This window comes from Pseudomonas sp. Irchel 3H3, from assembly GCF_900187635.1.
In the GTDB taxonomy this organism is placed as follows: Bacteria; Pseudomonadota; Gammaproteobacteria; order Pseudomonadales; family Pseudomonadaceae; genus Aquipseudomonas.
Map to the genome: position 1 here is coordinate 119,464 of NZ_FYEC01000004.1, position 25,012 is coordinate 144,475.

25 protein-coding genes are annotated in these 25,012 nt (G+C 62.0%); 11 read left to right on the plus strand and 14 right to left on the minus strand.

The window, feature by feature from the left end; genetic code table 11:
- Positions 1-9 precede the first annotated feature (9 nt).
- The 8 genes from rodA to CKW24_RS06770 all read left to right on the plus strand — a co-directional run bounded on the left by rodA (position 10) and on the right by CKW24_RS06770 (position 7,566).
- A complete protein-coding gene (gene rodA / locus CKW24_RS06735; RefSeq protein ID WP_162530240.1) occupies positions 10-1,113 on the plus strand; it encodes a rod shape-determining protein RodA in 1,104 nt (367 codons plus the stop codon).
- Between the two features lie 17 nt (positions 1,114-1,130).
- Positions 1,131-2,141 carry a lytic murein transglycosylase B gene (mltB, locus tag CKW24_RS06740; RefSeq protein WP_095166304.1) on the plus strand — a complete coding sequence of 337 codons (1,011 nt, stop codon included), beginning with the start codon at positions 1,131-1,133 and terminating at the stop codon, positions 2,139-2,141.
- A 56-nt stretch (positions 2,142-2,197) separates the two neighbouring features.
- Positions 2,198-3,154 (plus strand): septal ring lytic transglycosylase RlpA family protein, encoded by a 957-nt coding sequence (locus CKW24_RS06745; protein ID WP_371917574.1) that lies wholly within the window; start codon positions 2,198-2,200, stop codon positions 3,152-3,154.
- A 194-nt stretch (positions 3,155-3,348) separates the two neighbouring features.
- Entirely contained in the window at positions 3,349-4,506 is a 1,158-nt protein-coding gene (locus CKW24_RS06750; RefSeq protein ID WP_095166309.1) for a D-alanyl-D-alanine carboxypeptidase family protein, read from the plus strand.
- Positions 4,507-4,586: 80 nt separating this feature from the next.
- Positions 4,587-4,862, plus strand: a complete 276-nt coding sequence (locus CKW24_RS06755; RefSeq protein WP_008152827.1) for a DUF493 domain-containing protein — start codon at positions 4,587-4,589, stop codon at positions 4,860-4,862.
- The gene (lipB, locus tag CKW24_RS06760) at positions 4,862-5,509 is read left to right on the plus strand and encodes a lipoyl(octanoyl) transferase LipB (protein ID WP_095166311.1); all 648 of its coding nucleotides are present in this window, start codon (positions 4,862-4,864) and stop codon (positions 5,507-5,509) included. The genes CKW24_RS06755 and lipB overlap by 1 nt, the downstream gene beginning before the upstream one ends.
- 1 nt (position 5,510) lies before the next feature.
- Complete coding sequence (gene lipA / locus CKW24_RS06765) at positions 5,511-6,533, plus strand: lipoyl synthase (protein WP_095166313.1); 1,023 nt, start codon at positions 5,511-5,513, stop codon at positions 6,531-6,533.
- Positions 6,534-6,615: 82 nt separating this feature from the next.
- Positions 6,616-7,566 (plus strand): LD-carboxypeptidase, encoded by a 951-nt coding sequence (locus CKW24_RS06770; protein WP_095166314.1) that lies wholly within the window; start codon positions 6,616-6,618, stop codon positions 7,564-7,566.
- Positions 7,567-7,681: 115 nt separating this feature from the next.
- On the opposite strand, the gene CKW24_RS06775 is transcribed toward CKW24_RS06770, so the two are convergent.
- The 5 genes from CKW24_RS06775 to leuS form a co-directional block, all read right to left on the minus strand.
- A complete protein-coding gene (locus tag CKW24_RS06775; RefSeq protein ID WP_095166316.1) occupies positions 7,682-9,004 on the minus strand; it encodes a lytic murein transglycosylase in 1,323 nt (440 codons plus the stop codon).
- Positions 9,005-9,065: 61 nt separating this feature from the next.
- A complete protein-coding gene (gene arfA, locus CKW24_RS06780; RefSeq protein ID WP_095166318.1) occupies positions 9,066-9,221 on the minus strand; it encodes an alternative ribosome rescue factor ArfA in 156 nt (51 codons plus the stop codon).
- Positions 9,222-9,363: 142 nt separating this feature from the next.
- Positions 9,364-10,401 (minus strand): DNA polymerase III subunit delta, encoded by a 1,038-nt coding sequence (holA, locus tag CKW24_RS06785; RefSeq protein WP_095166320.1) that lies wholly within the window; start codon positions 10,399-10,401, stop codon positions 9,364-9,366.
- A 39-nt stretch (positions 10,402-10,440) separates the two neighbouring features.
- Positions 10,441-11,046 carry an LPS assembly lipoprotein LptE gene (gene lptE, locus CKW24_RS06790; RefSeq protein ID WP_095166322.1) on the minus strand — a complete coding sequence of 202 codons (606 nt, stop codon included), beginning with the start codon at positions 11,044-11,046 and terminating at the stop codon, positions 10,441-10,443.
- A gap of 87 nt (positions 11,047-11,133) precedes the next feature.
- Positions 11,134-13,740, minus strand: a complete 2,607-nt coding sequence (gene leuS / locus CKW24_RS06795) for a leucine--tRNA ligase (protein WP_095166324.1) — start codon at positions 13,738-13,740, stop codon at positions 11,134-11,136.
- A gap of 271 nt (positions 13,741-14,011) precedes the next feature.
- Here leuS and CKW24_RS06800 point away from each other — a divergent pair, with 271 nt between their 5' ends.
- Entirely contained in the window at positions 14,012-14,332 is a 321-nt protein-coding gene (locus tag CKW24_RS06800) for a hypothetical protein (RefSeq protein ID WP_095166326.1), read from the plus strand.
- Between the two features lie 136 nt (positions 14,333-14,468).
- Entirely contained in the window at positions 14,469-15,236 is a 768-nt protein-coding gene (locus CKW24_RS06805) for a YdcF family protein (protein ID WP_095166328.1), read from the plus strand.
- A 62-nt stretch (positions 15,237-15,298) separates the two neighbouring features.
- On the opposite strand, the gene lnt is transcribed toward CKW24_RS06805, so the two are convergent.
- The 5 genes from lnt to miaB all read right to left on the minus strand — a co-directional run bounded on the left by lnt (position 15,299) and on the right by miaB (position 20,725).
- Entirely contained in the window at positions 15,299-16,822 is a 1,524-nt protein-coding gene (gene lnt, locus CKW24_RS06810) for an apolipoprotein N-acyltransferase (protein ID WP_095166330.1), read from the minus strand.
- Between the two features lie 15 nt (positions 16,823-16,837).
- Entirely contained in the window at positions 16,838-17,677 is an 840-nt protein-coding gene (locus tag CKW24_RS06815; RefSeq protein WP_016773041.1) for an HlyC/CorC family transporter, read from the minus strand.
- Between the two features lie 5 nt (positions 17,678-17,682).
- On the minus strand, positions 17,683-18,177 hold the full coding sequence (gene ybeY / locus CKW24_RS06820; RefSeq protein WP_095166332.1) for an rRNA maturation RNase YbeY: 495 nt from the start codon (positions 18,175-18,177) through the stop codon (positions 17,683-17,685).
- Positions 18,170-19,174 carry a PhoH family protein gene (locus CKW24_RS06825; protein WP_095166621.1) on the minus strand — a complete coding sequence of 335 codons (1,005 nt, stop codon included), beginning with the start codon at positions 19,172-19,174 and terminating at the stop codon, positions 18,170-18,172. Before CKW24_RS06825 ends, ybeY begins: the two co-directional genes overlap by 8 nt.
- A gap of 222 nt (positions 19,175-19,396) precedes the next feature.
- On the minus strand, positions 19,397-20,725 hold the full coding sequence (miaB, locus tag CKW24_RS06830) for a tRNA (N6-isopentenyl adenosine(37)-C2)-methylthiotransferase MiaB (RefSeq protein WP_095166623.1): 1,329 nt from the start codon (positions 20,723-20,725) through the stop codon (positions 19,397-19,399).
- 135 nt (positions 20,726-20,860) lie between these two features.
- Between miaB and CKW24_RS06835 the strand changes: the two genes are divergently transcribed.
- Entirely contained in the window at positions 20,861-21,190 is a 330-nt protein-coding gene (locus CKW24_RS06835) for a DUF1820 family protein (protein WP_003185742.1), read from the plus strand.
- Between the two features lie 118 nt (positions 21,191-21,308).
- On the opposite strand, the gene CKW24_RS06840 is transcribed toward CKW24_RS06835, so the two are convergent.
- From CKW24_RS06840 to CKW24_RS06855, 4 genes are all read right to left on the minus strand, one after another.
- Complete coding sequence (locus tag CKW24_RS06840) at positions 21,309-21,863, minus strand: tetratricopeptide repeat protein (protein ID WP_095166334.1); 555 nt, start codon at positions 21,861-21,863, stop codon at positions 21,309-21,311.
- A 224-nt stretch (positions 21,864-22,087) separates the two neighbouring features.
- Positions 22,088-23,371: a glutamate-1-semialdehyde 2,1-aminomutase gene (gene hemL, locus CKW24_RS06845; RefSeq protein WP_095166336.1), complete on the minus strand. Its 1,284-nt coding sequence runs from the start codon at positions 23,369-23,371 to the stop codon at positions 22,088-22,090.
- An 18-nt stretch (positions 23,372-23,389) separates the two neighbouring features.
- Positions 23,390-24,013: a thiamine phosphate synthase gene (gene thiE / locus CKW24_RS06850; protein ID WP_095166338.1), complete on the minus strand. Its 624-nt coding sequence runs from the start codon at positions 24,011-24,013 to the stop codon at positions 23,390-23,392.
- A gap of 18 nt (positions 24,014-24,031) precedes the next feature.
- The gene (locus CKW24_RS06855) at positions 24,032-24,829 is read right to left on the minus strand and encodes a hydroxymethylpyrimidine/phosphomethylpyrimidine kinase (protein WP_095166340.1); all 798 of its coding nucleotides are present in this window, start codon (positions 24,827-24,829) and stop codon (positions 24,032-24,034) included.
- Positions 24,830-25,012 lie beyond the last annotated feature (183 nt).

A 25,012-nucleotide genomic window follows, 5' to 3' on the forward strand; every position in this document is an offset into this window, starting at 1 on the left:
GAGGATGTGATGCGTCGCCGCGCGACGCTGTTGCAACGCATGCACATCGACGGTCCGCTGCTGATCCTGCTGCTGATTCTCGCGGCCGGCAGCCTGTTCGTACTGTATTCGGCCAGCGGCAAGAGCTGGGACCTGCTGGCCAAGCAGGCCACCTCGTTCGGCATCGGCCTGGTGTCGATGGTCATCATCGCCCAGTTCGAGCCACGTTTCATGGCGCGCTGGGTGCCGCTGGGCTATGTGCTCGGCGTGGTGCTGTTGATCGTGGTCGACATCATGGGCCACAACGCCATGGGGGCGACGCGCTGGATCAACATTCCCGGGGTGATTCGCTTCCAGCCCTCGGAGTTCATGAAGATCATCATGCCGGCGACCATCGCCTGGTACCTGGCCAAGCGCACACTGCCGCCGCAGCTCAAGCACGTCGGGGTCAGCCTGATCCTGATCGGCATCCCGTTCATCCTGATCGTGCGCCAGCCGGACCTTGGTACCTCGCTGCTGATCCTTGCCGGTGGCGCCTTCGTACTGTTCATGGGTGGCCTGCGCTGGCGCTGGATCATCAGCGTGCTGGCGGCCACGGTCCCGGTGGCGATCGCCATGTGGTTCTTTGTCATGCACGACTACCAGAAGCAGCGCGTGCTGACCTTCCTCGACCCGGAGAGCGATCCGCTGGGCACTGGCTGGAACATCATCCAGTCCAAGGCCGCCATCGGCTCCGGCGGAGTATTTGGCAAGGGTTGGCTGCTGGGCACCCAGTCGCACCTGGACTTCCTGCCGGAAAGCCACACCGACTTCATCATCGCGGTGATGGGCGAAGAGTTCGGCCTGGTGGGCATTTGCGCCCTGTTGCTGATCTATCTGCTACTGATTGGCCGCGGCCTGGTGATTACCGCCCAGGCCCAGACACTGTTTGGCAAATTGCTGGCTGGCGCGCTGACCATGACGTTTTTTGTTTACGTTTTCGTCAACATCGGTATGGTCAGTGGCCTGTTGCCGGTGGTGGGGGTGCCGTTGCCGTTCATTAGCTACGGCGGAACTTCGCTGGTGACGCTGCTGTCAGCGTTTGGGGTTTTGATGTCGATCCATACCCATCGTAAGTGGATCGCGCAGGTTTGAATAAGGTGAAGAGTTCAATGCAAGTAATGCGTGGCTGGGCGACTCGATACGCTCCGTGGGTCGGCCTGGTAAGCATCCTTGGCACGGCGCCCATGGCGTTGGCCGGCGAATATGAAGGCTCGCCCCAAGTGGCCGAATTTGTCGGTGAGATGACCCGCGACTATGGTTTTGCCGGCGAACAGCTGATGGGAGTGTTCCGTGAAGCCCAGCGCAAGCAGGCGATTCTCGATGCCATCTCGCGGCCTGCCGAGCGGGTCAAGCAATGGAAGGAATATCGCCCGATGTTCCTCACCGATGCACGAATTGCCCGCGGCGTGGACTTCTGGCGTCAGCATGAGGCAGTGCTGGCCCGTGCCGAGCAGGAATACGGCGTGCCGGCCCAGGTGATTGTCTCGATCATTGGGGTCGAAACCTTCTTTGGCCGCAATACCGGCAACTATCGGGTAATCGATGCCTTGTCGACCTTGGGTTTCGACTACCCTCCACGTGCCGAATTCTTCCGCAAGGAGTTGCGTGAGTTCTTGTTGCTGGCGCGCGAAGAGCAGGTCGATCCACTGACGCTCAAAGGCTCATACGCCGGCGCCATGGGCTTGCCGCAATTCATGCCAAGCAGCTTTCGGGCTTATGCGGTGGATTTCGACGGCGACGGCCACATCAATATCTGGACCAACGCCGACGATGCCATCGGCAGCGTCGCCAGCTATTTCAAGCGTCACGGCTGGGAAGCCGGGCAGCCGGTGGTCAGTCTCGCCGAAGTGCGGGGCGATCAGGTCGACCAGGGCCTGACCACCGGGATCGAACCGACGAAAACCGTCGGGGAGTTGCGAGCGCTGGGCTGGTCGAGTCATGATGCGCTGCGCGACGATATGCCGGTCACCGCGTTTCGTCTGGAAGGCGACAATGGCCCTGAATACTGGATGGGCCTGAAGAATTTTTACGCGATCACGCGTTATAACCGCAGCGTGATGTACGCCATGGCCGTACATCAGTTGTCTGAACAGCTGGTCCAAGCACGGGGCGTCAAGTAATGCCGGCATTGCCAATCCGCAAACCCCTGAAGCTGGTGGCCTTCACCGCGTTGTCGATGCTCATGGTCAGTTGTTCGACCAGCCGTGCGCCGCAACCGCAGAAAGCCCCGCCCGCTGTCCGCGCCACGCCGGGACTGGACATCAACCGGGCTCACAAGGACGGCGCGCCGTGGTGGGATGTCGATGTGTCGCGCATTCCCGACGCCACGCCAACCCTGCACACCGGGTCCTACAAGGCCAACCCCTACACAGTGCTGGGCAAGACTTACTACCCGATGCCCGAGTCCAAGCGTTATGTCGAGACAGGGACGGCGTCCTGGTACGGCACCAAGTTCCATGGCCAGAACACCGCCAATGGCGAGGTCTATGACCTGTACGGCATGAGTGCCGCGCATAAGACCCTGCCGTTGCCTGCCTACGTTCGCGTGACCAACCTGGACAACAAGCGCACGGTGGTGCTGCGGGTCAACGACCGTGGGCCGTTCTATTCCGACCGCATCATCGACCTGTCCTACGCCGCCGCGAAGAAACTCGGTTATGCCGAAACCGGTACCGCGCGGGTCAAGGTCGAAGGCATCGACCCGCAAGAGTGGTGGGCGGCCAAGGGCCGGCCAGCACCGTTGATGCTCAATGAGCCACAGGTCGCGCAAAACAGCGGGCCGGTGATCACCGCATCGACCGGCAAGGTCGAGCAATGGACCCCGCCGCCACAGCAGCACGCGGCAGCGGTCGTGCCGATGCAGATCAACGCTAAAAAAAACGCTTCTGTACCAGCCTCTGGCCAGTATCTGCAGGTGGGCGCGTTCGCCAACCCGGACGCTGCAGAGCTCCTGAGATCGAAGCTCAGCGGGATGGTGAGCGCTCCGGTGTTCATCAGCTCTATCGTGCGCAATCAGCAGACCCTGCACCGGGTTCGCCTGGGGCCTATCGGTTCGCCGGGTGAGATTACGCAAGTGCAAAACAGCGTGCGCCTGGCCAATCTCGGTTCGCCGAGCCTGGTCACGGCCGAGTAAGTAACACCTGATTCAAGGTTCGCTTGCGGTATTGGGGGGTGAACCTGAGTTGTTGGCTCGTAGTACAACAAAAGCCCGGCAAGGGTCAGTGAGTGAACAACTGAACACGCGACAACCCCAAGGCCCGTGCCGCGAAGGTTGTCAGATTAGTTTTGCCCGCGAGGGCAGTTTCCATTAGCGATTTCGAGAGACGGATGAACATCACCACCTTTGCCAAACGCCTGTGCCTGCTAGTCCCGCTGCTCCTCTCGCCGTCCGCTTTCGCGGCCGAGATGATGCCGTCGTCACCACAACTGGCCGCCAAGGCCTACGTGCTCATGGACGCCAGCAGCGGCAACGTGCTGGTCGAGAACAACGGTGACCAGCGTCTGCCGCCAGCCAGCCTGACCAAGCTGATGACCGCGTACATCGCGACCCTGGAAATCCGTCGTGGCCAGATCGGTGAAAACGATCCGGTGACCGTCAGCGAAAACGCCTGGCGTACCGGCGGTTCGCGGATGTTCATCAAGGTCGGTTCGCAGGTGTCGGTCAGCGACCTGCTGCACGGCATCATCATCCAGTCGGGCAACGACGCCAGTGTTGCGCTCGCCGAGCACATCGCCGGCAGCGAAGACGCGTTCGCCGACATGATGAACAAGACTGCCGCTGACCTGGGCATGACCAACAGCCACTTCATGAACCCGACCGGCCTGCCAAACCCAGAGCACTACTCGTCGGCTCATGACATGGCCATCCTGGCACGCGCGATCATCCACGAAGACCCGGCTCACTACGCGATCTACTCGCAGAAAGAGTTCTTCTGGAACGGCATCAAGCAACCTAACCGCAACCTGCTGCTGTGGCGCGACAAGACCGTCGACGGTCTGAAGACCGGTCACACCGACGAAGCCGGCTACTGCCTGGTGTCCTCGGCGGTACGTGATGGAATGCGCCTGGTCTCCGTGGTGTTCGGCACCAACAGCGACACCGCGCGTGCAGCCGAAACCCAGAAGCTGCTGACCTACGGCTTCCGCTTCTTCGAAACCCAGACGTTCTACCAAAAAGGCGCCGAGCTGGCCCAGGCTCCTGTCTGGAAGGGCACCACCAACCAGGTCAAGGCTGGCCTGGCCCAAGACCTGACCATGACTCTGCCGAAAGGCCAGCTGAAGAAGCTCGCTGCCAGCATGACCATGAACCCACAACTGATCGCGCCAATCGCCAAGGGCGACGTGATCGGTAAAGTCGAAGTCAAGCTGGACGACAAGGTGGTGCACAGCGCCGACCTGATCGCGCTGGACGCCGTCGAGGAGGGTGGTATCTTGCGCCGCATGTGGGATAGCATCCGTCTATTCTTCTTCGGCTTGTTCAACTGATTTAGTGTGGACCTGCATGGCCCCGTTCCGACCTGGAGCGGGGCCATGTCCGTTGCCACGGCTTACGAGGCCGTTACGCCATGACAGATACAGAAGTAAAGGCGCCAAAGATCGAATTCCCTTGCGCGGATTACCCGATTAAGGTGATCGGCGATACCGGAGTGGGCTTCAAGGACAAGATCATTGCGATCCTGGAAAAGCACGCCACCGTAGACCACAAGACCCTGGCCGAGCGCCAGAGTACCAATGGCAAGTACACGACCATCCAGCTGCACATCATTGCCACCGGTCAGGAACAGCTCTACGACATCAATAGCGAGCTGCGGGCTACCGGTTTCGTGCACATGGTGCTGTGATGACCGCACCGCTGGGCTTTCGCGAGCTCGGCCAGCTGGCTTACGAGCCGGTCTGGCAGGCCATGCAGCGTTTCACCAACGAGCGTGGCAGCGAGCGTGCCGACGAGATCTGGCTGGTCGAGCATCCGCCGGTGTTCACCCAGGGCCAGGCCGGCAAGGCCGAACACCTGCTGCTGCCGGGGGAAATCCCGGTAGTGCAGGTCGACCGCGGTGGCCAGGTTACCTACCACGGCCCGGGGCAGTTGGTCGCGTACCTGCTGCTGGATGTGCGCAAGCTGGGGTTTGGCGTGCGGGACCTGGTCAGCCGGATGGAGCGCTGCCTGATCGAGTTGCTGGCCAGCTATGGTGTTAGCGCCGTGGCCAAGCCGGATGCACCGGGGGTCTACGTCAACGGTGCAAAGATCGCCTCGCTGGGACTGCGGATCCGCCACGGTTGTTCCTTTCATGGCCTGGCCCTGAACGTGGATATGGACCTTGAGCCGTTCCGACGGATTAACCCCTGTGGCTACGCCGGGCTGGCAATGACTCAGCTGCGTGACCATACAGGGCCGATAGAATTTGCCGAGGTAAGTGCCCGGCTGCGCGCGCAGCTCGTCAAACACCTCGACTATGCTGAGCAGACGACCCTAACGGGCGGAATCGACTGATATGACTACTGATGCAGTGCAAACCATGATCCCGACGCTGGATGTCACCGAGCGTCCGGCCCCGCGTGCCAAGGTTGAAGCCGGCGTTAAGCTGCGCGGCGCCGAGAAGGTTGCACGCATCCCGGTAAAGATCATTCCGACCACCGAACTGCCCAAGAAGCCAGACTGGATTCGCGTGCGTATCCCGGTTTCCCCGGAAGTCGACCGCATCAAGGCCCTGCTGCGCAAACACAAGCTGCACAGTGTCTGTGAAGAGGCCTCCTGCCCGAACCTGGGCGAGTGCTTCTCGGGTGGTACCGCGACCTTCATGATCATGGGCGACATCTGCACCCGTCGTTGCCCGTTCTGCGACGTCGGTCACGGCCGTCCGAAACCACTGGACGTCAATGAGCCGGAAAGCCTGGCCATCGCCATCGCCGACCTGAAACTCAAGTACGTGGTGATCACCTCGGTCGACCGCGACGACTTGCGCGACGGCGGTGCCCAGCACTTTGCCGACTGCATCCGCGAGATCCGCAAGCTGTCGCCGAACGTGCAGCTCGAAACCCTGGTCCCCGACTACCGTGGGCGCATGGACGTGGCGCTGGCCATCACTGCCGCCGAGCCGCCAGATGTGTTCAACCACAACCTGGAAACCGTGCCGCGCCTGTACAAGGCCGCGCGCCCGGGTTCGGACTACCAGTGGTCGTTGACCCTGCTGCAGAAATTCAAGCAGATGATGCCGCACATTCCGACCAAGTCCGGCTTGATGCTGGGCCTGGGCGAAACCGACGAAGAAGTCATCGAAGTCATGAAGCGCATGCGCGAACACGACATCGACATGCTGACCCTGGGCCAGTACCTGCAACCGTCGCGCAGCCACTTGCCGGTGCAGCGTTTTGTGCACCCGGACACCTTCGCCTGGTTCGCCGAGGAAGGTTACAAGATGGGCTTCAAGAACGTCGCTTCCGGCCCGCTGGTGCGTTCCTCGTACCACGCGGACGAGCAGGCCAAGTTGGTCAAGGCCGAGCTGATGTCGTCCTGATCGCTGTGTGAAAGACCAAGGGCCCGCAAGGTTTAGCGCTTTGCGGGCTTTTTTTTAATCGGGTCATAGGGAGGAATCACGGATGACCACTCGCTCTACCGCCATTGTTGCGCCACATACCGCCGTACCGGCGTTACCCGCTGCGGGCCGCATCGCAGTGATTGCGCCAGCAGGTCCGGCGGCCCTGGATACCGAACAGGCGCTGCTCTGGATGCGCACGCGCGGCTACTCGCTGAAGATCTACCCCGGGGTCCTGGAGAAGGACGGTTACCTGGCCGGCAGCGATGAGGTGCGCCTCAATGACCTGCACCAGGCGTTCAGTGACCCGGACATCGACGCGATCCTGTGCCTGCGCGGCGGTTATGGCAGCCCGCGCCTGCTCGACCGGATCGACTACGAGCTGCTGCGCCGGCATGCCAAGCCGTTTGTCGGCTACAGCGACATCACCGCCTTGCACCTGGCGATCAGCCGCTATGCCGGGTTCGTCACCTTTCACGGGCCAATGCTCAATGCCGACCTGCTGGGGGGCAAACAAGCGCCGACCGAGGCGTCGTTGTTCAGCCTGCTCCGAGGGCAACTGACGGCCGGCAGTCGGCTGGCGCACCCGGTGGCCTACCCATTGACGACCATCGAGCCAGGCATCGCCCAGGGGCGACTGCTGGGCGGTAACCTGTCGATGATCGCCGCCACCATGGGTACGCCGTTCGAAATCGACGCCGACGGGATCATTCTGTTCATCGAAGACATCAACGAGCCGCTGTATCGCATCGATCGGTTGCTGACGCACCTGCGCCTGGCCGGCAAACTCAGCCGCTTGCGCGGGGTGCTGGTGGGGGATGTGGCGGGAGTTGAAAGCGATGCCCTGGCACGCCTGGTCAAGCAGACTTTCGCGCCGTTCGCGATTCCGGTACTGGCCGGCTGGCGCAGCGGCCATTGCGACCCGAATCTGAGCTTGCCGATGGGCGCCCTGGTGACGCTGGATGCGGGGGGCAAGAGCCTGGTGCTGGAACAGGATGTGGTGTTCAGGTTGTAGGAGCGAGCTTGCTCGCGATGGGGCCGGTACATTCAGCATCGCTGGCGCCTGACCCACCGCTATCCCTGGCAAGCGGAGCGCCGCCCGGCCCGCTTGCGGCTTGCTCGCGATGTTCTTAACGGCTGCGCAAGGCGTCCAGCAGCTTGTGCGTCGGGTAGCCATCAGCCGGCCAGCCAAACGACTGTTGTGCCGCGCGGATAGCCTTGCGGGTATTGGCGCCGATGATGCCGTCGGGGTTGCCGGCGTCGTAGTTGTGGGTGCTCAGTAGATTCTGCAATTCAATGCGCTCGGAACGGCTCAGCGGCAGGTCATCCTTGGGCCATTCGCCATTGATCCGGCCGCCACCGCTGAAGCGCTGGGACAACAGGTTGACCGCCAGGGCGTAGGACGACGAGTTGTTGTACTTGAGCACTGCGCGGAAGTTATCGAGGATCAGGAACGCCGGGCCACGGTAACCGGCCGGCAGCAGCAAGGCGGCGGACAGTTGCTCGGAGCCGGCTGGCACGCTGGCGCCGGTGGGCAACTTGACGCCCAGCTGTGTCCATTCGGCGACGGTTTTGCGAATCGCTCCGTCAGCCAGCGAGTAGTTGAAGCTGCTCGGCACCTCGACTTCAAAGCCCCACGGCTGGCCTTTCTGCCAGCCAGAGCTTTGCAGGTAGTGAGCGGTGGAGGCCAGCGCATCGGCCGGGCTACCCCAGATGTCGCGGCGCCCGTCGCCATCGAAGTCCACGGCGTGGGTGTTGTAGGTGGTCGGGATGAACTGGGTCTGGCCCATGGCGCCGGCCCAGGAACCGAGCATCTTCTCGGGGGCGATATCACCTTGTTGCAGAATCTGCAGCGCGGCCAGCAATTGCGCGTGGGCAAAGCCCGGGCGCCGGCCTTCGTAGGCCAGGGTCGCGAGCGAGCGGATTACCGACTTGTCGCCCTGGAAGCTGCCGAAGTTGCTTTCCATACCCCAGACGGAAACCAGTACCTGGCGATCGACGCCGTAGCGCTGTTCGATCGCGCCCAGGGTCTCGGCGTATTGCTCCAGCAGCGCCTGGCCGCGGCGCACGCGCAAGGCTGACAGCGCGCCATCGAGGTATTCCCACACCGGGCGAGAGAACTCTGGCTGGCTGCGGTCGGCGCGGATCACGCTCATGTCCGGGGTGACGCCGGCAAAGGCGCGGTCGAACAGGCTCGGGCTGACACCGGCGGCGAGCGCGTCCTTGCGGAAGTTGGCCTGCCATTGCTCGAAGGTCTGGGTCGGCTGGATCTCGAGATTGTCGCCGGTCGGTACCACGGGCGGGACAATGGCCGGGGCAGTCGGGACAGGAACGGTCTGAAGCGGTTGGGCGTCGGCGGCGGTTGGTTTTTCCGCGCAGGCGACAAGCAGAACGAGGCTTGTGGCAGCGATCAGTTGGCGCAGGTGCCAACGACGGGAAATACTAAAGGGCATGCACAGGTCCAGAGAATACGAATCAGGTGCCGACCTTAACATGTCGAGGGGGTGCTGCGCTTCAAGCGGCCAGAAAGTAAGAAGCCTCCCAGCTTTTAGACTGGAAGGCTTCGCGGCGGTAGCTGCCTTTGCCCTTGGCCGGTTGTTCCTGGCGGCTGCGGAACAATGGCTGGGCGACGATGGATTTGGCCTTGTTGGGCCGCTGTTTTCTGCTCATAGGTGGTGTACTCCTGGGGTGGGTGGTGCGGGGCGAATCATCGGCTGAAGTGAGGGAGCTGTCTAGCCCCTACATTATGTAGGACCTTTCGCGCCCGGACGATTTGTAGCCGCTGGCGAAGCCTGCGGCAGCTACTACAAGATTACTCGGCGGGTAGCATCAGGCGCTGGCCGGCCATCAGCAAGGACAGGCGGCTGAGGCTCATCCATGGTGAGCCCGCGGCCTGGCCCTTGATCTGCGCGTCGATGCGTTGCGCTTCGAGCAGCAGTTGCGCCCAACGGGGCGCCGAGTAGCGTTGCAGGGCCTTGCTCATCAGCGGTTTGCGTTTGTCCCAGACCGGTGGTCGGGCCTGGCTGAAGGCTTTGTCCAGCGGCACGCCCTGGCTGTATTGCAGCGACAGGTTGGCCAGCAGGCGTAGCTCGCGGGCCAGGGCCCAGAGAATCACCGGTGGTTCCACGCCCTCACCACGCAAGCCTTCGAGCATGCGCAGGGCGTGGGCGGCTTCACCGTTGAGAATCGCATCGGTGAGCCCGAACACATCGAAGCGCGCGCTATCGGCCACGGCCGCTTGCACCGTTTCGACCGTGATCTGCCCGCCCTCAGCCATCAGCTTGAGCTTTTCGATCTCTTGGGCGGCTGCCAGCAGGTTGCCTTCGACGCGGGCGGCAATCAGTTCAACGGCATCCTGGCTGGCGCTGAGTCCGGCCTGGGACAGGCGTTGACGAATCCACTGCGGCAACTGGTTGGCGTCCACCGGCCAGATCTGCACGAACTGGGTCTGCGCGCCTTCGACCAGGGCCTTGCCCCATTTGGTTTTCTGCGCACTGCCGTCGAGCTTGGGTAGGCTGATCAGCAGCAAGGTGTCTTCGGCCGGACGCGAGCAGTACTCCATCAGGGCCGCGGCACCCTTGTCCCCCGGTTTGCCGGACGGCAAGCGCAGCTCCAGCAGGCGTTTTTCGGCGAACAACGACATGCTGGCGCCGGCTTGCAGCAGCGTGCCCCAGTCAAAGCTGGCATCGGCGCTGAAGACTTGGCGTTCATCAAAACCTTGCTGGCGGGCAGACGAGCGAATGGCGTCGGCGGCTTCCTGGCAGAGCAGCGGGTCATCGCCGCTGATGATGTAGACCGGCGCGAGGGCGCCTTGCAGGTGTTTGGCGAGTTGGGCGGGGGCGAGTTTCATAGGGCGGGGCAAACGGGGCGCACAGGCGCCCCGTAAGACTTACTCGGCAGGGACTTGCAGCGGCGACTGGCGCGGGGTGTTCGCTTCAGTCTGTTGCGCCGCTTCCAGCGCATCGGCTTCGGCCTTGGCGCGGGCGTCTGCGGTCTGCTGCAGTTGATCCAGCTGGGCCGGGGTCAGTTGCTGCAGGCGCAACATCATGCGCTGCACCAGGTCGCGACGTATTTCCTTGCGGGCTTCGTCTTCTTCCTGGACGGAGCCGGTGATGTTGCTGCCATCGTGCATGACAACCTTCTGCACCTGCAGTTTGTCGCTGATCAGCGACAGGTTGTTCTGGCCAACGATCTGGTAGTTCAGCACCGTGGTCAGTTCGTTCTCGGCGGTCCGCCCGGCACCGGAGTAGCTCAGGCTGCGCTGGGTGGTCTGTTCGTCGGTGAACACCAGTTTGTACGGTGCGCCGGCAACCACGTTGACGCCGCTGCTTTGCAATACCTGGCGCATCATGACCACGGTTTCGCCATAGGCGTTACGTGCGCTCAGGTCGAGTTCCTTGATTGCCAGTGCGGTAGTACCGGTGCCGCGCAGCTGGAAACCGCAGGCGCTCAGCAGGACAGCGAGGCCCATCACCAGCAGATTGCGTTTGATCATCTTGTTGCTCCCCTTGAAACCATGTGGGCCGCTATGGCGCCCGAAAGGTTTTGTTCGGTGCCAGGCCGGGCCTGGCACCTGCTCCAATTAGCTGGCGACGATGTTGACCAGTTTCCCGGGTACCACGATCACTTTACGAATGGTCAGGCCGTCGACGAAACGCAGTACGTTTTCGTTGGCGCGCGCCGCAGCTTCGACCTCTTCGCGGGTGGCGCTGGCCGGCATTTCGATCTGGCCACGCAGCTTGCCGTTGACCTGGATAACCAGGGTCAAGCTGTCCTGGACCAGAGCGCTGTCATCCTGCACTGGCCAGCCGGCGTCGATCACAGGATCGGCGTGGCCCAGTTGATGCCACAGCTCGTGGCTGATATGCGGGGTGATCGGAGCCAACAGCAAGGTCACGGTTTCCAGGCCTTCGTGAACCAGGGCGCGATCTTGTGCGGTGCCTTGCGGGGCTTTTTCCAGCACGTTCATCAGCGTCATCACCTGGGCAATGGCAGTGTTGAATTTGTGGTTCTGGCCGACGTCGTGGCTGGCCTGCTTGATGGCCAGGTGGATCGAGCGGCGAATGGCTTTCTGCTCGTCGTTCAGGCTGGCGACGTCCACTTTGCCCGGCAGACCCTGGGTGATGTGCGCTTGCGCCAGGCGCCAGACGCGCTTGAGGAAGCGGTGCGAACCTTCGACGCCGGAGTCGGACCATTCCGCGCTCATGTCCGGTGGCGAGGCAAACATCATGAACAGGCGGCAGGTGTCTGCGCCGAACTGGTCAATCATCGACTGTGGGTCAACGCCGTTGTTCTTCGACTTGGCCATCTTCTCGGTGCCACCGATTTCCACCGGCAGGCCGTCGGCAATCAGCTTGGCGCTGATCACTTTGGCCTTGCTGTCGCGTTCCAGCTCGACGTCCGCCGGGTTGAACCAGGTGTAGGCGCCGTTGGCTTCGCGACGGTAGTACGTCTCGGCGATCACCATGCCCTGGGTCAGCAGGTTCTTGAACGGCTCGTTGGAGCTCACCAGGCCTTCGTCACGCATCAGCTTGTGGAAGAAGCGCGCGTACAGCAGGTGCAGAATGGCGTGTTCGATACCGCCGATGTACTGGTCAACCGGCAACCAGTGGTCGGCCGCGGATTTTTCTACCAGGCCGCCTTCAAAGTGCGGCGAGGCGTAGCGGGCGTAGTACCACGACGACTCGACGAAGGTGTCCATGGTGTCGGTTTCGCGCTTGGCCGGTGCGCCGCATTTCGGGCAGCTGCACTCGTAGAACTCAGGCATGCGCGCCAATGGCGAACCGGCGCCGTCCGGTACCACGTCTTCGGGCAGTACGACCGGCAGTTGATCTTGCGGCACTGGCACGTCACCGCAGGTTTCGCAGTGGATGATCGGGATCGGGCAGCCCCAGTAGCGCTGGCGGCTGATGCCCCAGTCGCGCAGGCGGAACTGGGTGCGCGAGGCGCCCAGTTCTTTCTTGATCAGGGCCACTTCCATGGCGTCGAACGCGCCCTGGAAATCCAGGCCGTCGAATTCGCCAGAGTTGATCAGCGTACCGTGCTCGCCGTAGGCGTCTTGCCACGGGGCCGGGTTGGTTTCGCCGGCGCTGGTACGCACCACCGATTTGACCGGCAGGTTGTACTTGTGGGCGAATTCGAAATCACGCTCGTCGTGGGCCGGCACCGCCATTACCGCGCCATCGCCGTAGTGCATCAGCACATAGTTGGCGACCCAAACCGGGAGTTTTTCACCGGTCAGCGGGTGCTCGACGAACAGGCCGGTCGGCAGGCCCTTTTTCTCCTGGGTGGCGACGTCGGCTTCGGCCACGCTGCCGCCTTTGCATTCAGCGATGAACGCTTGCAGCTCAGGATTGTTTTTTGCAGCCAGCGAAGCCAGGTGGTGCTCGGCGGCCACGGCGACGTAAGTCGCTCCCATCAAAGTGTCCGGACGGGTGGTGAACACTTTCAGGGTGCCGGCTTCGCCGATCGAGTCGACGTTGTACGGGAACTGCACTTCCATCCCGCGGGATTTGCCGATCCAGTTGCGCTGCATGGTCTTGACCTGTTCCGGCCAGCCAGTCAGTTCGTCGAGGCTCTCCAGCAGCTCATCCGCGTAGGCAGTGATCTTGAAGTAGTACATCGGGATTTCGCGCTTTTCGATCAGCGCGCCGGAACGCCAGCCGCGCCCGTCGATTACCTGTTCGTTGGCCAGGACGGTCTGGTCGATCGGGTCCCAGTTCACGGTGCCGTTTTTACGATAGATCACGCCTTTTTCGAACAGGCGAGTGAACAGCCATTGTTCCCAGCGGTAGTAATCGGGCTTGCAGGTGGTCACTTCGCGCGACCAGTCCACCGCCAGGCCCAGGCTGCGCAGCTGGGTCTTCATGTAGGCGATGTTTTCGTAGGTCCACTTGGCCGGTGCGACGTTGTTCTTCATCGCGGCGTTTTCCGCCGGCATGCCGAAGGCGTCCCAACCCATGGGTTGCAGGACGTTCTTGCCGAGCATGCGCTGGTAGCGGGAGATCACATCGCCGATGGTGTAGTTGCGCACGTGCCCCATGTGTAGCTTGCCGCTGGGGTAAGGGAACATCGATAGGCAATAGAAAGTCTCCTTGCCTGGCTGTTCACTGACTTCAAAGGACTTTTGCTCGTCCCAGAATGATTGGGCGGCGGCTTCGATTTCACGGGGCTGATATTGTTCGTGCATGGCTACTTTTTAACTGACTAGGGGTGGCCTAATCCTCTTCAATGCAACGCTGGACCTGGATTGCGCCACATGTGGCGTTTTCGATGCCCAGCCGAGCTGGAAGTGGAGTTACAGGAAGCGCCGTAGCATACATGACCGTACTCGGCCTAGGGAAACCCTGATTGCGCCGCGTTAACCACAGCTGGGGCCGTTGGTCGCGGCGCACAGCCGGTTTGTGCGACGAAGCTAAGCTCTAGTTGGGGAGTAGGTCTTATCTTCAATGAGGTGAGGGATGGTTGAGTCGCAAACAAAAGTTACGCAACCCGAGTTGTACGAAAAACTGATAGATCGTCTGGGGATGGCCCTGGACGCGGTAAAGACCGCCGGGCGGTTGCGTGATGAGCGTCCGCTGGAACTGGAACTTCGCGGGTTGAGCCGCGCAGAGTTCGATCTGATCAAGGCTTATCTGGACCGTAGTGAACGCGAGGCGCATGGAATCTTGTCAACAGCAGTGAAGCACAACGATGCCCCTCGTTCGGCCAAAGTCATCTGGTTGAAAGACAAGGCACCTGGCAGCGACGCGGTAAAGGTCCGGTCCCTGCAGGTCAAGTAAGTGATCAGGTACGTGTTTGTCGCCCCGAGCGGGCACATGAAGTCACCGGTGATGGTTTTTTGATGAAAAGGTCCGTCACCTTGGTTGTCGCTTTACTTCAACCCACTTAGGCTTCGGGCATCTTTGGAGATGCTCGATGCCTTTTCGTTACTTGGTCAAACAACTGCTCATGCCGCCCGGCATTCTTTTGCTGCTGCTGGCGCTAGCCTGGTGGTTTCGCCGTTCCCGGCCGCGTCTGGCAACCCTGTGTTTTGTCCTGGGTGCCGGTGGATTCTGGCTGATGAGCTTGCCGGTAATGGTGCAATGGGGCGCCAAGGCTCTTGAGCGTGAACCGGCGCTGGCGCGCAGTGAGTGGGCGAGCCTGGCCGAGCGCGCGGATGTGATCGTGGTGTTGGGCGCTGGCCGTGAGCGGGGCGACCCGGCCTGGGGTTCCGACCAGCCCACGGGCGTGGCGTTGGAGCGTGAACGCTATGCGGCGCGCCTGGCCAAGGCTTCGGGTTTGCCGGTACTGACCAGTGGCGGCCTGCATTACGGCACGCCGCCGACCGAGGCCAAGCTGATGGCCGATTCGCTGCAGGAAGATTTCGGGGTCACGGTGCGCTGGCAGGAAGGGCGCAGCCGCACGACCTGGGAAAACGCCCAGTTCACCGCCGAACTGCTGCAACCGCTGGGCTTGAAGCGCGTAGTGGTGGTGACCCAGGCCTGGCACATGCCGCGCAGTGTCTGGAGTTTTGAGGCCGCGGGATTGAGCGTGGTGCCGGCGCCAATGGGCTTTTTGGGCAGCGATAACGCCAATGCCGAGCCACTGGGTGGCTGGCTACCGACCTTCAAGTCGATCTGGCGCTCCGGGCAGTTGTTGAATGAGGCGGCGGGGCAGGCGGGGTATGCGTTGTTTTATCGATGACCCGTTGCACCCCTTGCAGGCGTTCGCTGGCAAGCCAGCACCTACAAGGGGCGGGTTCGGTTCTAGACGGTCTTGGCCATTCGGCTGGCCAGCAGTGCCCAGCCAAACAGCAACAGGCAGAGGACGATCAGCGGCCACGAGCGCCATTGCAGGTACGGTGTCAGGTTGTGCATCGGCACCACCTCGCCGTAGAGGATGCCGCGCTCGAATTGCGGGATCTGCACGGTGATCTTGCCGAATGGGTCGATCAGCCCGGTGACGCCATTGTTGGTCGCCCGAATCATCCAGCGCCCGGCTTCCAGCGCGCGCATCTGCGCCATCTGCAGGTGCTGCAGCGGGCCGATGGAGGTGCCGAACCAGGTGTCGTTGCTGATGGTCAGCAGCAGGTCGCTGCGCGCTGACAGGCTCGCGGCAAACTCCGGGTAGACCACTTCGTAGCAGATGAACGGGGCTATCTGGTAGCCCTTGGCTTGCAGCATCGGCTGGTCGGCCGGGCCACGGGCAAAGTCCGACATCGGCAGGTCGAAGAAGGCGATCAGGCCACGCAGCACGTCCTGCAGAGGCACGTATTCACCAAACGGCACCAGCTTTTGCTTGAGGTAGGTGCCGTCACCTTCACCGACCACGGTAATGCCGTTGTAGAAGCGTTTTTCCTGGTGCACCACCTGGCGAATCGGCACACCGGTGATCAGCGCCGAATTCCGCTCGGCAGCAAAGGTGCCCATCATGCTCAGGTAGCCCTCGGCGGACTCCTTGAGTACCGGCACCGCGGTTTCCGGCCAGATCAGCAGGTCGACGCGCTTGGAGCTCAGACTCATGTCGCGGTACAGCGCCAACTGCGAGTTGAGCTGCGCCGGGTCCCACTTCATGCTTTGTTCGACATTGCCTTGAATGGCCGCCACGCTCAGCGGCTCGCCGGACGGGCTGGTCCAGGCGTGGCCCTTGAGTGCGATGCCCGCGGCCCATGGGCCGAACAGCAGCACCACGCCGGCGGCGATGAAACCTGGGCGGCGGTTGCGTAGCAGGCGTGGCGCGTTGCACAGCAGCGCTGCGGTCAGGGCGATGGTGAACGACACCAGCCACATCCCACCCACTGGCGCCAGGCCGGACAGCGGGCCATCGAGCTGGCTGTAGCCGGAATAGAGCCAGGGGAAACCGGTAAGGAACCAGCCGCGGAATGCTTCCTGGGCCACCCACAAGGCAGCAAAGGCCAGGGCATCGGCCAGCGGCGCTTCGTTACGGCGTAGCCAGCGCGCCCAGACCCAGGCGGGCAGGGCGAAGAACCAGGCGATCGCCGCGGTGAACAGCAGCATCAGGAAGCCGGCGAGCAGCATCGAGGCGCCGCCGAAGTGGTGGATGCTGTAGTAGATCCAACTGGTACCGGCGCCGAACAGGCCGAAACCGAAGCACCAGCCGCGCCCCAGTGCCTGGCGCGGGGTCAGATGGCGCAGGCCGGCATAAAACAACCCAGCCGCCAGCAGTGCCAGCGGCCAGATATCGAACGGCGCCAGCGCCAGGGTGGTGATTGCACCGGCCGCCACGGCCAGCAGGTTACCGGGCCAGCCGGGGCGGGTTATCCAGCGCATTTCGATCCTTAGGGGTTACCGGGCGATAGGTGTCAGGCGCAGCAAGTGGATACGACGGCTGTCGGCATTGAGGATGCGAAAGCGATAGGCGCCGATTTCCGTGATTTCGTTGCGTTTTGGCAGATGCCCGAACGCGCTCATCACCAGGCCGCCCACGGTATCGAACTCATCGTCGGAGAATTCGCTGTCGAAGAACTCATTGAAGTTCTCGATCGGCGTCAGGGCCTTGATCAGGAAGTCGCCGCTGGGCAGGGGCTTGATGTAGCTGTCTTCTTCGACATCGTGCTCGTCCTCGATATCGCCGACGATCTGTTCCAGCACGTCTTCGATGGTCACCAGGCCCGCCACTCCGCCGTATTCGTCGATGACGATGGCCATGTGGTTATGGTTGGCGCGGAACTCACGCAGCAGCACATTCAGGCGCTTGGACTCCGGCACGAAAGTGGCCGGGCGCAGCAGGTCCTTGATGTTGAAGCTGTCGCCGTTTTCCTTGAGGATCAACGGCAGCAAGTCCTTGGCCAGCAATACGCCCATCACGTCATCGTGGCTTTCGCCGATCACCGGATAGCGCGAGTGAGCCGAGTCGACCACGGCTGGCAGGAACTCACGGGGAGTCTGGGTCGCCTTGATGCTGACCATCTGCGAGCGCGGCACCATGATGTCGCGCACTTGCAGGTCAGCCACCTGGATGGCGCCTTCGACGATGGCCAGCGCTTCGCTGTCCAGCAACTTGTTCTGATGGGCATCGCGCAGCAGCTCCAGGAGCTCCTGACGGTTCTTCGGCTCGTGGGCAAAAGCCTGGGTGAGCTTACCCAGCCATGACTTCTGCCCGTTGCTCGATCGATCTTCGCTCATAGCGATTACTCTGAATCCTTTGTTGTAACAGTAGGGGATAGTTCGGTTTCGTCGTCTGCGTAAGGGTCCGGATGACCCAGTTCGGCAAGCAACGTTCGTTCCAGTGCTTCCATTTCCTCGGCTTCCTCGTCATCTATATGGTCGTAACCAAGCAGATGCAAGCAGCCGTGAATCACCAGGTGAGCCCAATGGGCGTCCAGCGCCTTGCCTTGCTCGGCGGCTTCACGCTCGACCACGGCCACGCAGATCACCAGATCGCCCAGCAGTGGGATGTCGAGAAACTCGTCGGGCACGTCGGCCGGGAACGACAGGACGTTGGTTGCGTAATCTTTCTGACGCCAGGTGTGATTGAGCTCACGGCCTTCGGCTTCATCGACCAGGCGAATGGTCATTTCCGAGTCGGCCGTGCGCTGGCGCAGGGCCAGCTCGCACCATTGGCGGAATTGGGCTTCGCTGGGGGCGTTGCCCTCGGTGGCAAGCTGCAGGTCAAGCTCAAGCATCGCGGCGGTTGTCCTTCGGGGAGTCGGGTGCAACGCGATTCTCGAAGCGCTCATAGGCTTCGACTATGCGCTGCACCAGCGGATGGCGCACGACGTCTTTGGGCTTGAAGTGGGTAAAGCTGATACCCGGTACGTCCTCGAGCACTTCAATCACGTGGTTGAGCCCGGACTTGGTGCCCTTGGGCAGGTCGACCTGGGTGATGTCACCGGTGATGACCGCCGTGGAGCCGAAGCCGATCCGGGTCAGGAACATCTTCATCTGTTCCACGGTGGTGTTCTGGCTTTCGTCGAGGATGATGAAGCTGTTGTTCAGGGTGCGACCACGCATGTAGGCCAGCGGTGCGACCTCGATGACCTGGCGTTCGATCAGCTTGGCCACGTATTCGAAGCCGAGCATTTCATACAGGGCGTCGTACAGGGGGCGCAGGTACGGGTCGATCTTTTGCGACAGGTCACCCGGCAGGAAACCAAGTTTCTCGCCAGCTTCGACCGCCGGGCGCACCAACAGGATGCGGCGAATCTGCTCGCGCTCCAGGGCATCTACCGCGCAGGCGACAGCCAGGTAGGTCTTGCCGGTACCGGCTGGGCCGATCCCGAAGTTGATATCGTTACCGAGGATTTCCTTCACGTAGCGCTGCTGATTCAAGCCGCGAGGGCGAATCATGCCTTTTTTGGTGCGCAAGGCTACGGCGGGTTCGGCAGGGGCGTGGTTTTCCAGCTCTTCGACGGCCGATTCCTGCAGGAACAGGTGAACCATGTCCGGCGACAGCTCACTACCCTTGGTTTCACGGTAGAGGCGGCGCAGCAGGTTTTCCGCCCAGGTGGTGTGCTTGAGCTCGCCGATCAGTTCGAACTGATTGCCGCGGTTGCGGATCACGATCGCCAGGCGCTGTTCGATCAAGCGCAAATGCTCGTCGAATTGCCCGCACAGATTGGCGAAGCGGTGAGCCTCAAAGGGCTCGAGGATGAAACGATGCGGTTCTATGGGTGCGTTCAAGGTTGTTTTCAGCCGCCCTTGGGCAATTAAGATGAAATCAAGGATAACGCCAGTGGCCTGGGTGCGAAAGCTCTTAAATATCCCAATGTCGAACACCGGACCTTGTAGGAGCCGAGCTTGCTCGCGATGGCGGTCTGGCATTCAACATCTAAGTTGTCTGACCGGGCGCCATCGTCGGAACGCCGCCCGGAGCAAGCTCGGCTCCTACAGTGATCTGCGGTGTTATTGGATCAGCGAACCCCGCAGCGAGTGCGGCTGTGCGGCGTCGATGTGCACGTCGGCGAACTGGCCGATCAGGGTTGGCGTGTCGCAGCGGAAGTTGACGATACGGTTGTTCTCGGTGCGCCCCTGCAGTTCGCCAGGGTCTTTTTTCGAGTAATCGGTGACCAGGATCCGCTGGATCGATCCGACCATTTGTCGGCTAATTTCGAAGCCTTGCTGGTTGAGGCGATGCTGCAGGGCGTTCAGGCGCTGTTTTTTCAGCTCTTCCGGCGTCTCGTCGGCGAGGTCGGCGGCCGGGGTGCCTGGGCGCTGGCTGTAGACGAACGAGTAGGAGAAATCGAAGCCAACGTCTTCGATCAGCTTCATGGTCTGTTCGAAGTCTTTCTCGGTTTCGCCCGGGAAGCCGACGATGAAGTCCGAGCTGATGCAGATGCCCGGTACGGCGGCGCGTAACTTGCGCAGCTTGGACTTGTACTCAAGCGCAGTGTGGTTGCGCTTCATGGCCGAGAGGATCCGGTCCGAACCCGATTGCACCGGCAGGTGCAGGTGCTTGACCAACTCCGGCACGTCGGCGTGGGCCTGGATCAGGCTGTCGGAAAATTCCAGCGGATGGGACGTGGTGTAGCGGATGCGGTCGATGCCATCGACCGCGGCAACCACCCGGATCAACTCGGCCAGGTCTGCCAGGCGCCCATCGTGGGTGGTGCCGCGATAACCGTTGACGTTCTGCCCCAGCAGGGTCACTTCACGCACGCCGTTCTCGGCCAGGTGAATGATCTCGGCGATCACGTCATCGAACGGCCGGCTGACTTCTTCGCCACGGGTATAGGGCACCACGCAGAATGTGCAGTACTTGCTGCAGCCTTCCATCACCGAGACATAGGCGCTCGGGCCGTCGATGCGCGGTTCGGGCAGGTGATCGAATTTTTCGATTTCCGGGAACGAGACATCGACCTGCGGCAGTTTGGTGATCCGCGCGGCGTCGATCATTTCCGGCAGGCGGTGCAGGGTCTGCGGGCCGAAGACCACGTCGACATAGGGCGCGCGGTCGCGGATGGCGGCGCCTTCCTGGCTGGCCACGCAGCCGCCGACGGCGATCACCATCTCCGGGTTGGCCAGCTTCAGCTCACGCCAGCGGCCCAACTGGGAGTACACCCGGTCCTGGGCACGTTCGCGGATCGAGCAGGTGTTGAGCAGAATCACGTCCGCGTCTTCGGCGCGGGCAGTCACTTCCAGGGCCTGGTGTTCACCCAGCAGATCAACCATGCGCGAGCTGTCGTACTCGTTCATCTGGCAACCGTGGGTTTCGATGTAAAGCTTCTTGGCCATGGACGGGGTCATCACGTGATTCAAAGAACCGCGCATTATAGGGAACAAGTCCTCAGGTTCCTACCGTCGTGCGTCCAGCGGCTATGCTATAGTTCGCGCCCTCATTTTTATCCCTCGATGTGTTACCCGCCCACCATGACCAAACGTGAAGCTCCAATCTACAAGGTGATTTTCCTCAACCAGGGCCAGGTGTTCGAAATGTACGCCAAGCAGATCTATCAAAGCGATCTGTGGGGCTTCCTGGAAGTGGAAGAGTTCGTCTTTGGCGAGCGCACGCAAGTGGTCGTCGATCCGAGCGAAGAGAAGCTCAAGGCGCAGTTCGAAGGCGTGGTGCGCAGTTTTGTGCCGATGCATTCGATTGTGCGCATCGACGAGGTCGAGCGCCTGGGCACGCCAAAAATCAGCGAAGCCCGTGGCGCGGTCGGCAATGTCATGCCGTTTCCGATGCCGATGCCTGAGAAGTAAGCCTTAACACCGCGTCGTCTTCATCGCTAGCAGGCTAGCTCCCACAGTGGGTCTTCTGTGAACACACTGTTTGTGAGAGCGAGCCTGCTCGCGATGGGCCAGACAGGTCAGTGAAGGCTTACGGCAGCGGCGAGAACGGCGTACGCCCATCCGCGCTTTGCAGCTCCATCAGGTATTTGCGGAAAATCTGCCCCAGCACCTGGGTGGCGACTTCCAGTTCATCGCGTTGCATGTGCTCGGCGACTTCGTCGGCAGTGTCCAGCGCATCTTCGGCGCCGTTGACCGCAGCCATTTTCAGCACGATATAGGCCTGGACGTTATTGGCGGGCACGCCTTCGCCGTGGAAGAACATGGTGCCGAGTTTGAATTGCGCCTGGGCGTGGCCTTGCAGGGAGGCCTTTTCGAAGTAGCTCAGGGCTTGATTGAGGTCGCGCGGTGCATTTTTACCGTCGTAGTAGAACTCGCCCAACTCGTATTGCGCTTCCGCATCCCCGGCGTCCGACGCTTTCTGGCAGGCTTCAAGGGCCTCCTTCAGGTCTTCAGGCTGGGTATTGAGGGTGCAACGACCCATTGCCGGGATCAACAACGAGTTGCCGCCTGCTTGTGCGTGCGCGAGCAGCGGCTGAAGGAGCAACAGGCAGCCCAATGCAAGGGTGCGGCCGGTGCGGTTCATGGGAATCGACTTACCTCTGAAGGGCGCGCGGACCCATCGAGGGATCCAATAAGCGCGCATTATGAAATAAGCAGGACCTTCCTTACAAAGTCTTTACTCGTTTTTCTGCCGCGCGGGAACTATATCTACCGCTTTTAGCGGCAACTTGGATAGTCGTAGCAGCAAAAAGACAGCAATGTAGGATAAAGCTGACGTCGACCGAGGTCGACGTCAGCGGTTTTGGCTTACTTCAGCGCGGCAAATGCTCGCTCGGCCGCGTCCAGGGTCAACTGCAACTCGGCGTCGCCGTGGGCGATCGAGGTGAAGCCTGCCTCGAAGGCGCTTGGCGCCAGGTACACGCCGCCTTCGAGCATCAGGTGGAAGAAACGCTTGAACAGGTTGGCATCGCTGGCCATGACGTCGTCAAAGGTCACGATGTCGTCGGCGCCACTGAAGTACAGGCCGAACATGCCACCCGCCTGGGTCGTGACGAATGGGATGCCCGCGGCATCGGCACGCTGTTGCAGGCCATCGAGCAGGCGGCTGGTGTAGTCGCTGAGTTCGGCGTGGAAGCCCGGACGGCTGATGAGGCGCAGGGTGGTCAGGCCGGCCGCCATGGCCAGCGGGTTACCCGACAGGGTGCCAGCCTGGTAGACCGGACCCAGCGGGGCAATGTGCGACATGATTTCGCGCTTGCCGCCGAAGCAACCCACCGGCATGCCGCCGCCGATGATCTTGCCGAAGGTGCTCAGGTCTGGAGTCACGCCGTAGTGCGCTTGGGCGCCACCCAATGCCACGCGGAAACCGGTCATCACTTCGTCGAAAATCAGCACCACGCCGTGCTGGTCGCACAGGCTGCGCAGGCCTTCGAGGAAACCCGGAGCCGGCGGTACGCAGTTCATGTTGCCGGCTACCGGCTCGACGATGATGCACGCCACTTCCTGGCCGACTTCGCCGAGCATCTTGGCCACCGCATCGATGTCGTTGAACGGCAGGGTCAGCGTGTGCTTGGCAAAGGCGGCGGGTACACCAGCGGAACTTGGCACGCCTTGGGTCAGCAGGCCCGAGCCGGCCTTGACCAGCAGGCTGTCGGAGTGGCCGTGGTAGCAGCCTTCGAACTTGATGATGCTGTCACGGCCGGTGAAACCACGGGCCAGGCGAATTGCGCTCATGGTCGCTTCGGTGCCGGAGCTGACCATGCGCACCATTTCCATCGACGGCACGATCGAGCAGACCAGGTCGGCCATTTCGGTTTCCATCGCCGTTGGGGCGCCGTAGGACAGGCCGTGTTCCAGTTGCTTGCGCACAGCGTCCAGCACTTCTGGGTGGCTGTGGCCGAGAATCATCGGGCCCCAGGAGCCGACGTAGTCGACATAGCGCTTGTCGTCTTCGTCCGTCACGTAGGCGCCTTCAGCGTGCTTGAAGAACAGCGGGGTGCCGCCCACGCTCTTGAATGCACGTACGGGCGAATTCACGCCGCCGGGAATGTGTTTCTGGGCGTTGGCAAACAGGGTTTCGGAACGAGACATGGTAGGGCTCTCAAAAATTCAGGAATTGAACAATGCGTTGAAGGCGCGCGCGCGGCGGGTCACTTCGCTCGTGCTGTCGGCGCCGAACAGGCCATGCACTACGGCCAGCAGGTCGACCCCATGGGCCACCAGCGGGGCGGCGTTGTCCAGGGTGATACCGCCGATCGCACAGATCGGCAGGTGCAGCCGGGCGCGGGCCTGGTCGAGCAGTTCGAGGCTGCAGGTCGGTGCGCCGGGTTTGGTGTTGGAGTTGAAAAAGCGGCCGAAGGCGACATAACTGGCGCCTTCCTTGGCCGCTTGTTCGGCCAGCTCGATCTGCGCGTGACAGGTCGAGCCGATGATCGCCTGGCGACCCAGCAGTGCCCGGGCCGGGGTCAGCGGGCCATCGGTTTGCCCCAGGTGCACGCCGACGCCCAGGCGTGCGGCCAGTTCGGCGTCGTCGTTGATGATCAACTGGGTCTTGTAGCGCTCGCACAGGCCGCGCAGGGCTTCGGCTTCGCGCAGGCGGCGCGCCTCGTCGGTGCTTTTGTCGCGGTACTGCAGCAAGGTCACGCCACCCTCCAGTGCCGCTTGCACATAGGGCAGGAACTTGCCGGCCAGTAACTGACTGTCGGTAATGGCGTACAGACCACGTAATTTCATCGGGCAAGCCTCATGGCGTTACGAGCAAAAATCCAGCGGCAGGCGGCGCGGAACAAACTGGCCTTTACCCAGTTGTTCGGCGTCACGCAGGGTGCGCCACGTGTAGTCCAGTGCCGACTTCACCGCGCTGGCGAGGTGTTCGCCCTGGGCCAGGCGACCGGCCAGGGCGCTGGCCAGGGTGCATCCGGATCCGTGGTAGCTGCCGGGCAGGCGCTGGCAGGTAAAGGTTTCGCGGTGACCGTCGCGGCTGTAGAGGCGATTGTGTACTTGATGTTCGTCGCCATGCCCACCGGTAATCAGCAAGTGTTTGACGTAGGGCAGGAGTTTTTCTGCGCACTGGTCGGCGCTGCCGTCTGGCAGTTCAGCCAGGATCCGGGCTTCAGGAAGGTTAGGGGTGGCGATGATCGCCAATGGCAGCAGGCGCTCGCGCATGGCGTAGCCGACTTCGTCCTTGCCCAGGCGTCCGCCGCCGCCGGCGCGCAGCACCGGGTCGCAGACCACGGGCAGGTGCGGATGCGCCTGGAGCAGTTCGACCACGGTGTCGACCATTTCCAGTGAGCCGAGCATGCCCAGCTTGACCGCCGCAACCTGCGAGTCGTTGAGGACGGCATTGGCCTGGGCCAGTACCCACTCACGATCGAGGACGCGGAAATCACTGACATTGACGGTGTCTTGCACGGTCAGGGCAGTGACGGCCGGGGCCGCATGACAACCCTGAGCCAGCAGGGCTTCGATATCTGCCTGCAAGCCGGCGCCACCACTTGGGTCGTGGCCGGAGAGACAGAGGACAACGGGGCGAGAGCTGTAGATATTCATGGTGCGCGAGCTTACCACCAAACACGTTTTTTCGGTGCGCCTGGCAGCACGCCAGGACTTGCTGCCAGCCGCGTGGGCTCGTGGCAGCGGCGGGCGGTTAGGGATGATCCTCATAATCTGACTGGATCTTCAGGTATTGACCGCTCTGTTCCGCCGAAAGGCCCGTTCTAGAGCCTTCAAACT

Excerpts from the sequence above, each read along its gene's own strand:
- rodA (WP_162530240.1), top strand. The coding sequence starts at position 10 with ATGCGTCGCCGCGCGACGCTGTTGCAACGCATGCACATCGACGGTCCG.
- mltB (WP_095166304.1), top strand. The coding sequence starts at position 1,131 with ATGCAAGTAATGCGTGGCTGGGCGACTCGATACGCTCCGTGGGTCGGC.
- CKW24_RS06745 (WP_371917574.1), top strand. The coding sequence starts at position 2,198 with ATGCTCATGGTCAGTTGTTCGACCAGCCGTGCGCCGCAACCGCAGAAA.
- CKW24_RS06750 (WP_095166309.1), top strand. The coding sequence starts at position 3,349 with ATGAACATCACCACCTTTGCCAAACGCCTGTGCCTGCTAGTCCCGCTG.
- CKW24_RS06755 (WP_008152827.1), top strand. The coding sequence starts at position 4,587 with ATGACAGATACAGAAGTAAAGGCGCCAAAGATCGAATTCCCTTGCGCG.
- lipB (WP_095166311.1), top strand. The coding sequence starts at position 4,862 with ATGACCGCACCGCTGGGCTTTCGCGAGCTCGGCCAGCTGGCTTACGAG.
- lipA (WP_095166313.1), top strand. The coding sequence starts at position 5,511 with ATGACTACTGATGCAGTGCAAACCATGATCCCGACGCTGGATGTCACC.
- CKW24_RS06770 (WP_095166314.1), top strand. The coding sequence starts at position 6,616 with ATGACCACTCGCTCTACCGCCATTGTTGCGCCACATACCGCCGTACCG.
- CKW24_RS06775 (WP_095166316.1), bottom strand. The coding sequence starts at position 9,004 with ATGCCCTTTAGTATTTCCCGTCGTTGGCACCTGCGCCAACTGATCGCT.
- arfA (WP_095166318.1), bottom strand. The coding sequence starts at position 9,221 with ATGAGCAGAAAACAGCGGCCCAACAAGGCCAAATCCATCGTCGCCCAG.
- holA (WP_095166320.1), bottom strand. The coding sequence starts at position 10,401 with ATGAAACTCGCCCCCGCCCAACTCGCCAAACACCTGCAAGGCGCCCTC.
- lptE (WP_095166322.1), bottom strand. The coding sequence starts at position 11,046 with ATGATCAAACGCAATCTGCTGGTGATGGGCCTCGCTGTCCTGCTGAGC.
- leuS (WP_095166324.1), bottom strand. The coding sequence starts at position 13,740 with ATGCACGAACAATATCAGCCCCGTGAAATCGAAGCCGCCGCCCAATCA.
- CKW24_RS06800 (WP_095166326.1), top strand. The coding sequence starts at position 14,012 with ATGGTTGAGTCGCAAACAAAAGTTACGCAACCCGAGTTGTACGAAAAA.
- CKW24_RS06805 (WP_095166328.1), top strand. The coding sequence starts at position 14,469 with ATGCCTTTTCGTTACTTGGTCAAACAACTGCTCATGCCGCCCGGCATT.
- lnt (WP_095166330.1), bottom strand. The coding sequence starts at position 16,822 with ATGCGCTGGATAACCCGCCCCGGCTGGCCCGGTAACCTGCTGGCCGTG.
- CKW24_RS06815 (WP_016773041.1), bottom strand. The coding sequence starts at position 17,677 with ATGAGCGAAGATCGATCGAGCAACGGGCAGAAGTCATGGCTGGGTAAG.
- ybeY (WP_095166332.1), bottom strand. The coding sequence starts at position 18,177 with ATGCTTGAGCTTGACCTGCAGCTTGCCACCGAGGGCAACGCCCCCAGC.
- miaB (WP_095166623.1), bottom strand. The coding sequence starts at position 20,725 with ATGGCCAAGAAGCTTTACATCGAAACCCACGGTTGCCAGATGAACGAG.
- CKW24_RS06835 (WP_003185742.1), top strand. The coding sequence starts at position 20,861 with ATGACCAAACGTGAAGCTCCAATCTACAAGGTGATTTTCCTCAACCAG.
- CKW24_RS06840 (WP_095166334.1), bottom strand. The coding sequence starts at position 21,863 with ATGAACCGCACCGGCCGCACCCTTGCATTGGGCTGCCTGTTGCTCCTT.
- hemL (WP_095166336.1), bottom strand. The coding sequence starts at position 23,371 with ATGTCTCGTTCCGAAACCCTGTTTGCCAACGCCCAGAAACACATTCCC.
- thiE (WP_095166338.1), bottom strand. The coding sequence starts at position 24,013 with ATGAAATTACGTGGTCTGTACGCCATTACCGACAGTCAGTTACTGGCC.
- CKW24_RS06855 (WP_095166340.1), bottom strand. The coding sequence starts at position 24,829 with ATGAATATCTACAGCTCTCGCCCCGTTGTCCTCTGTCTCTCCGGCCAC.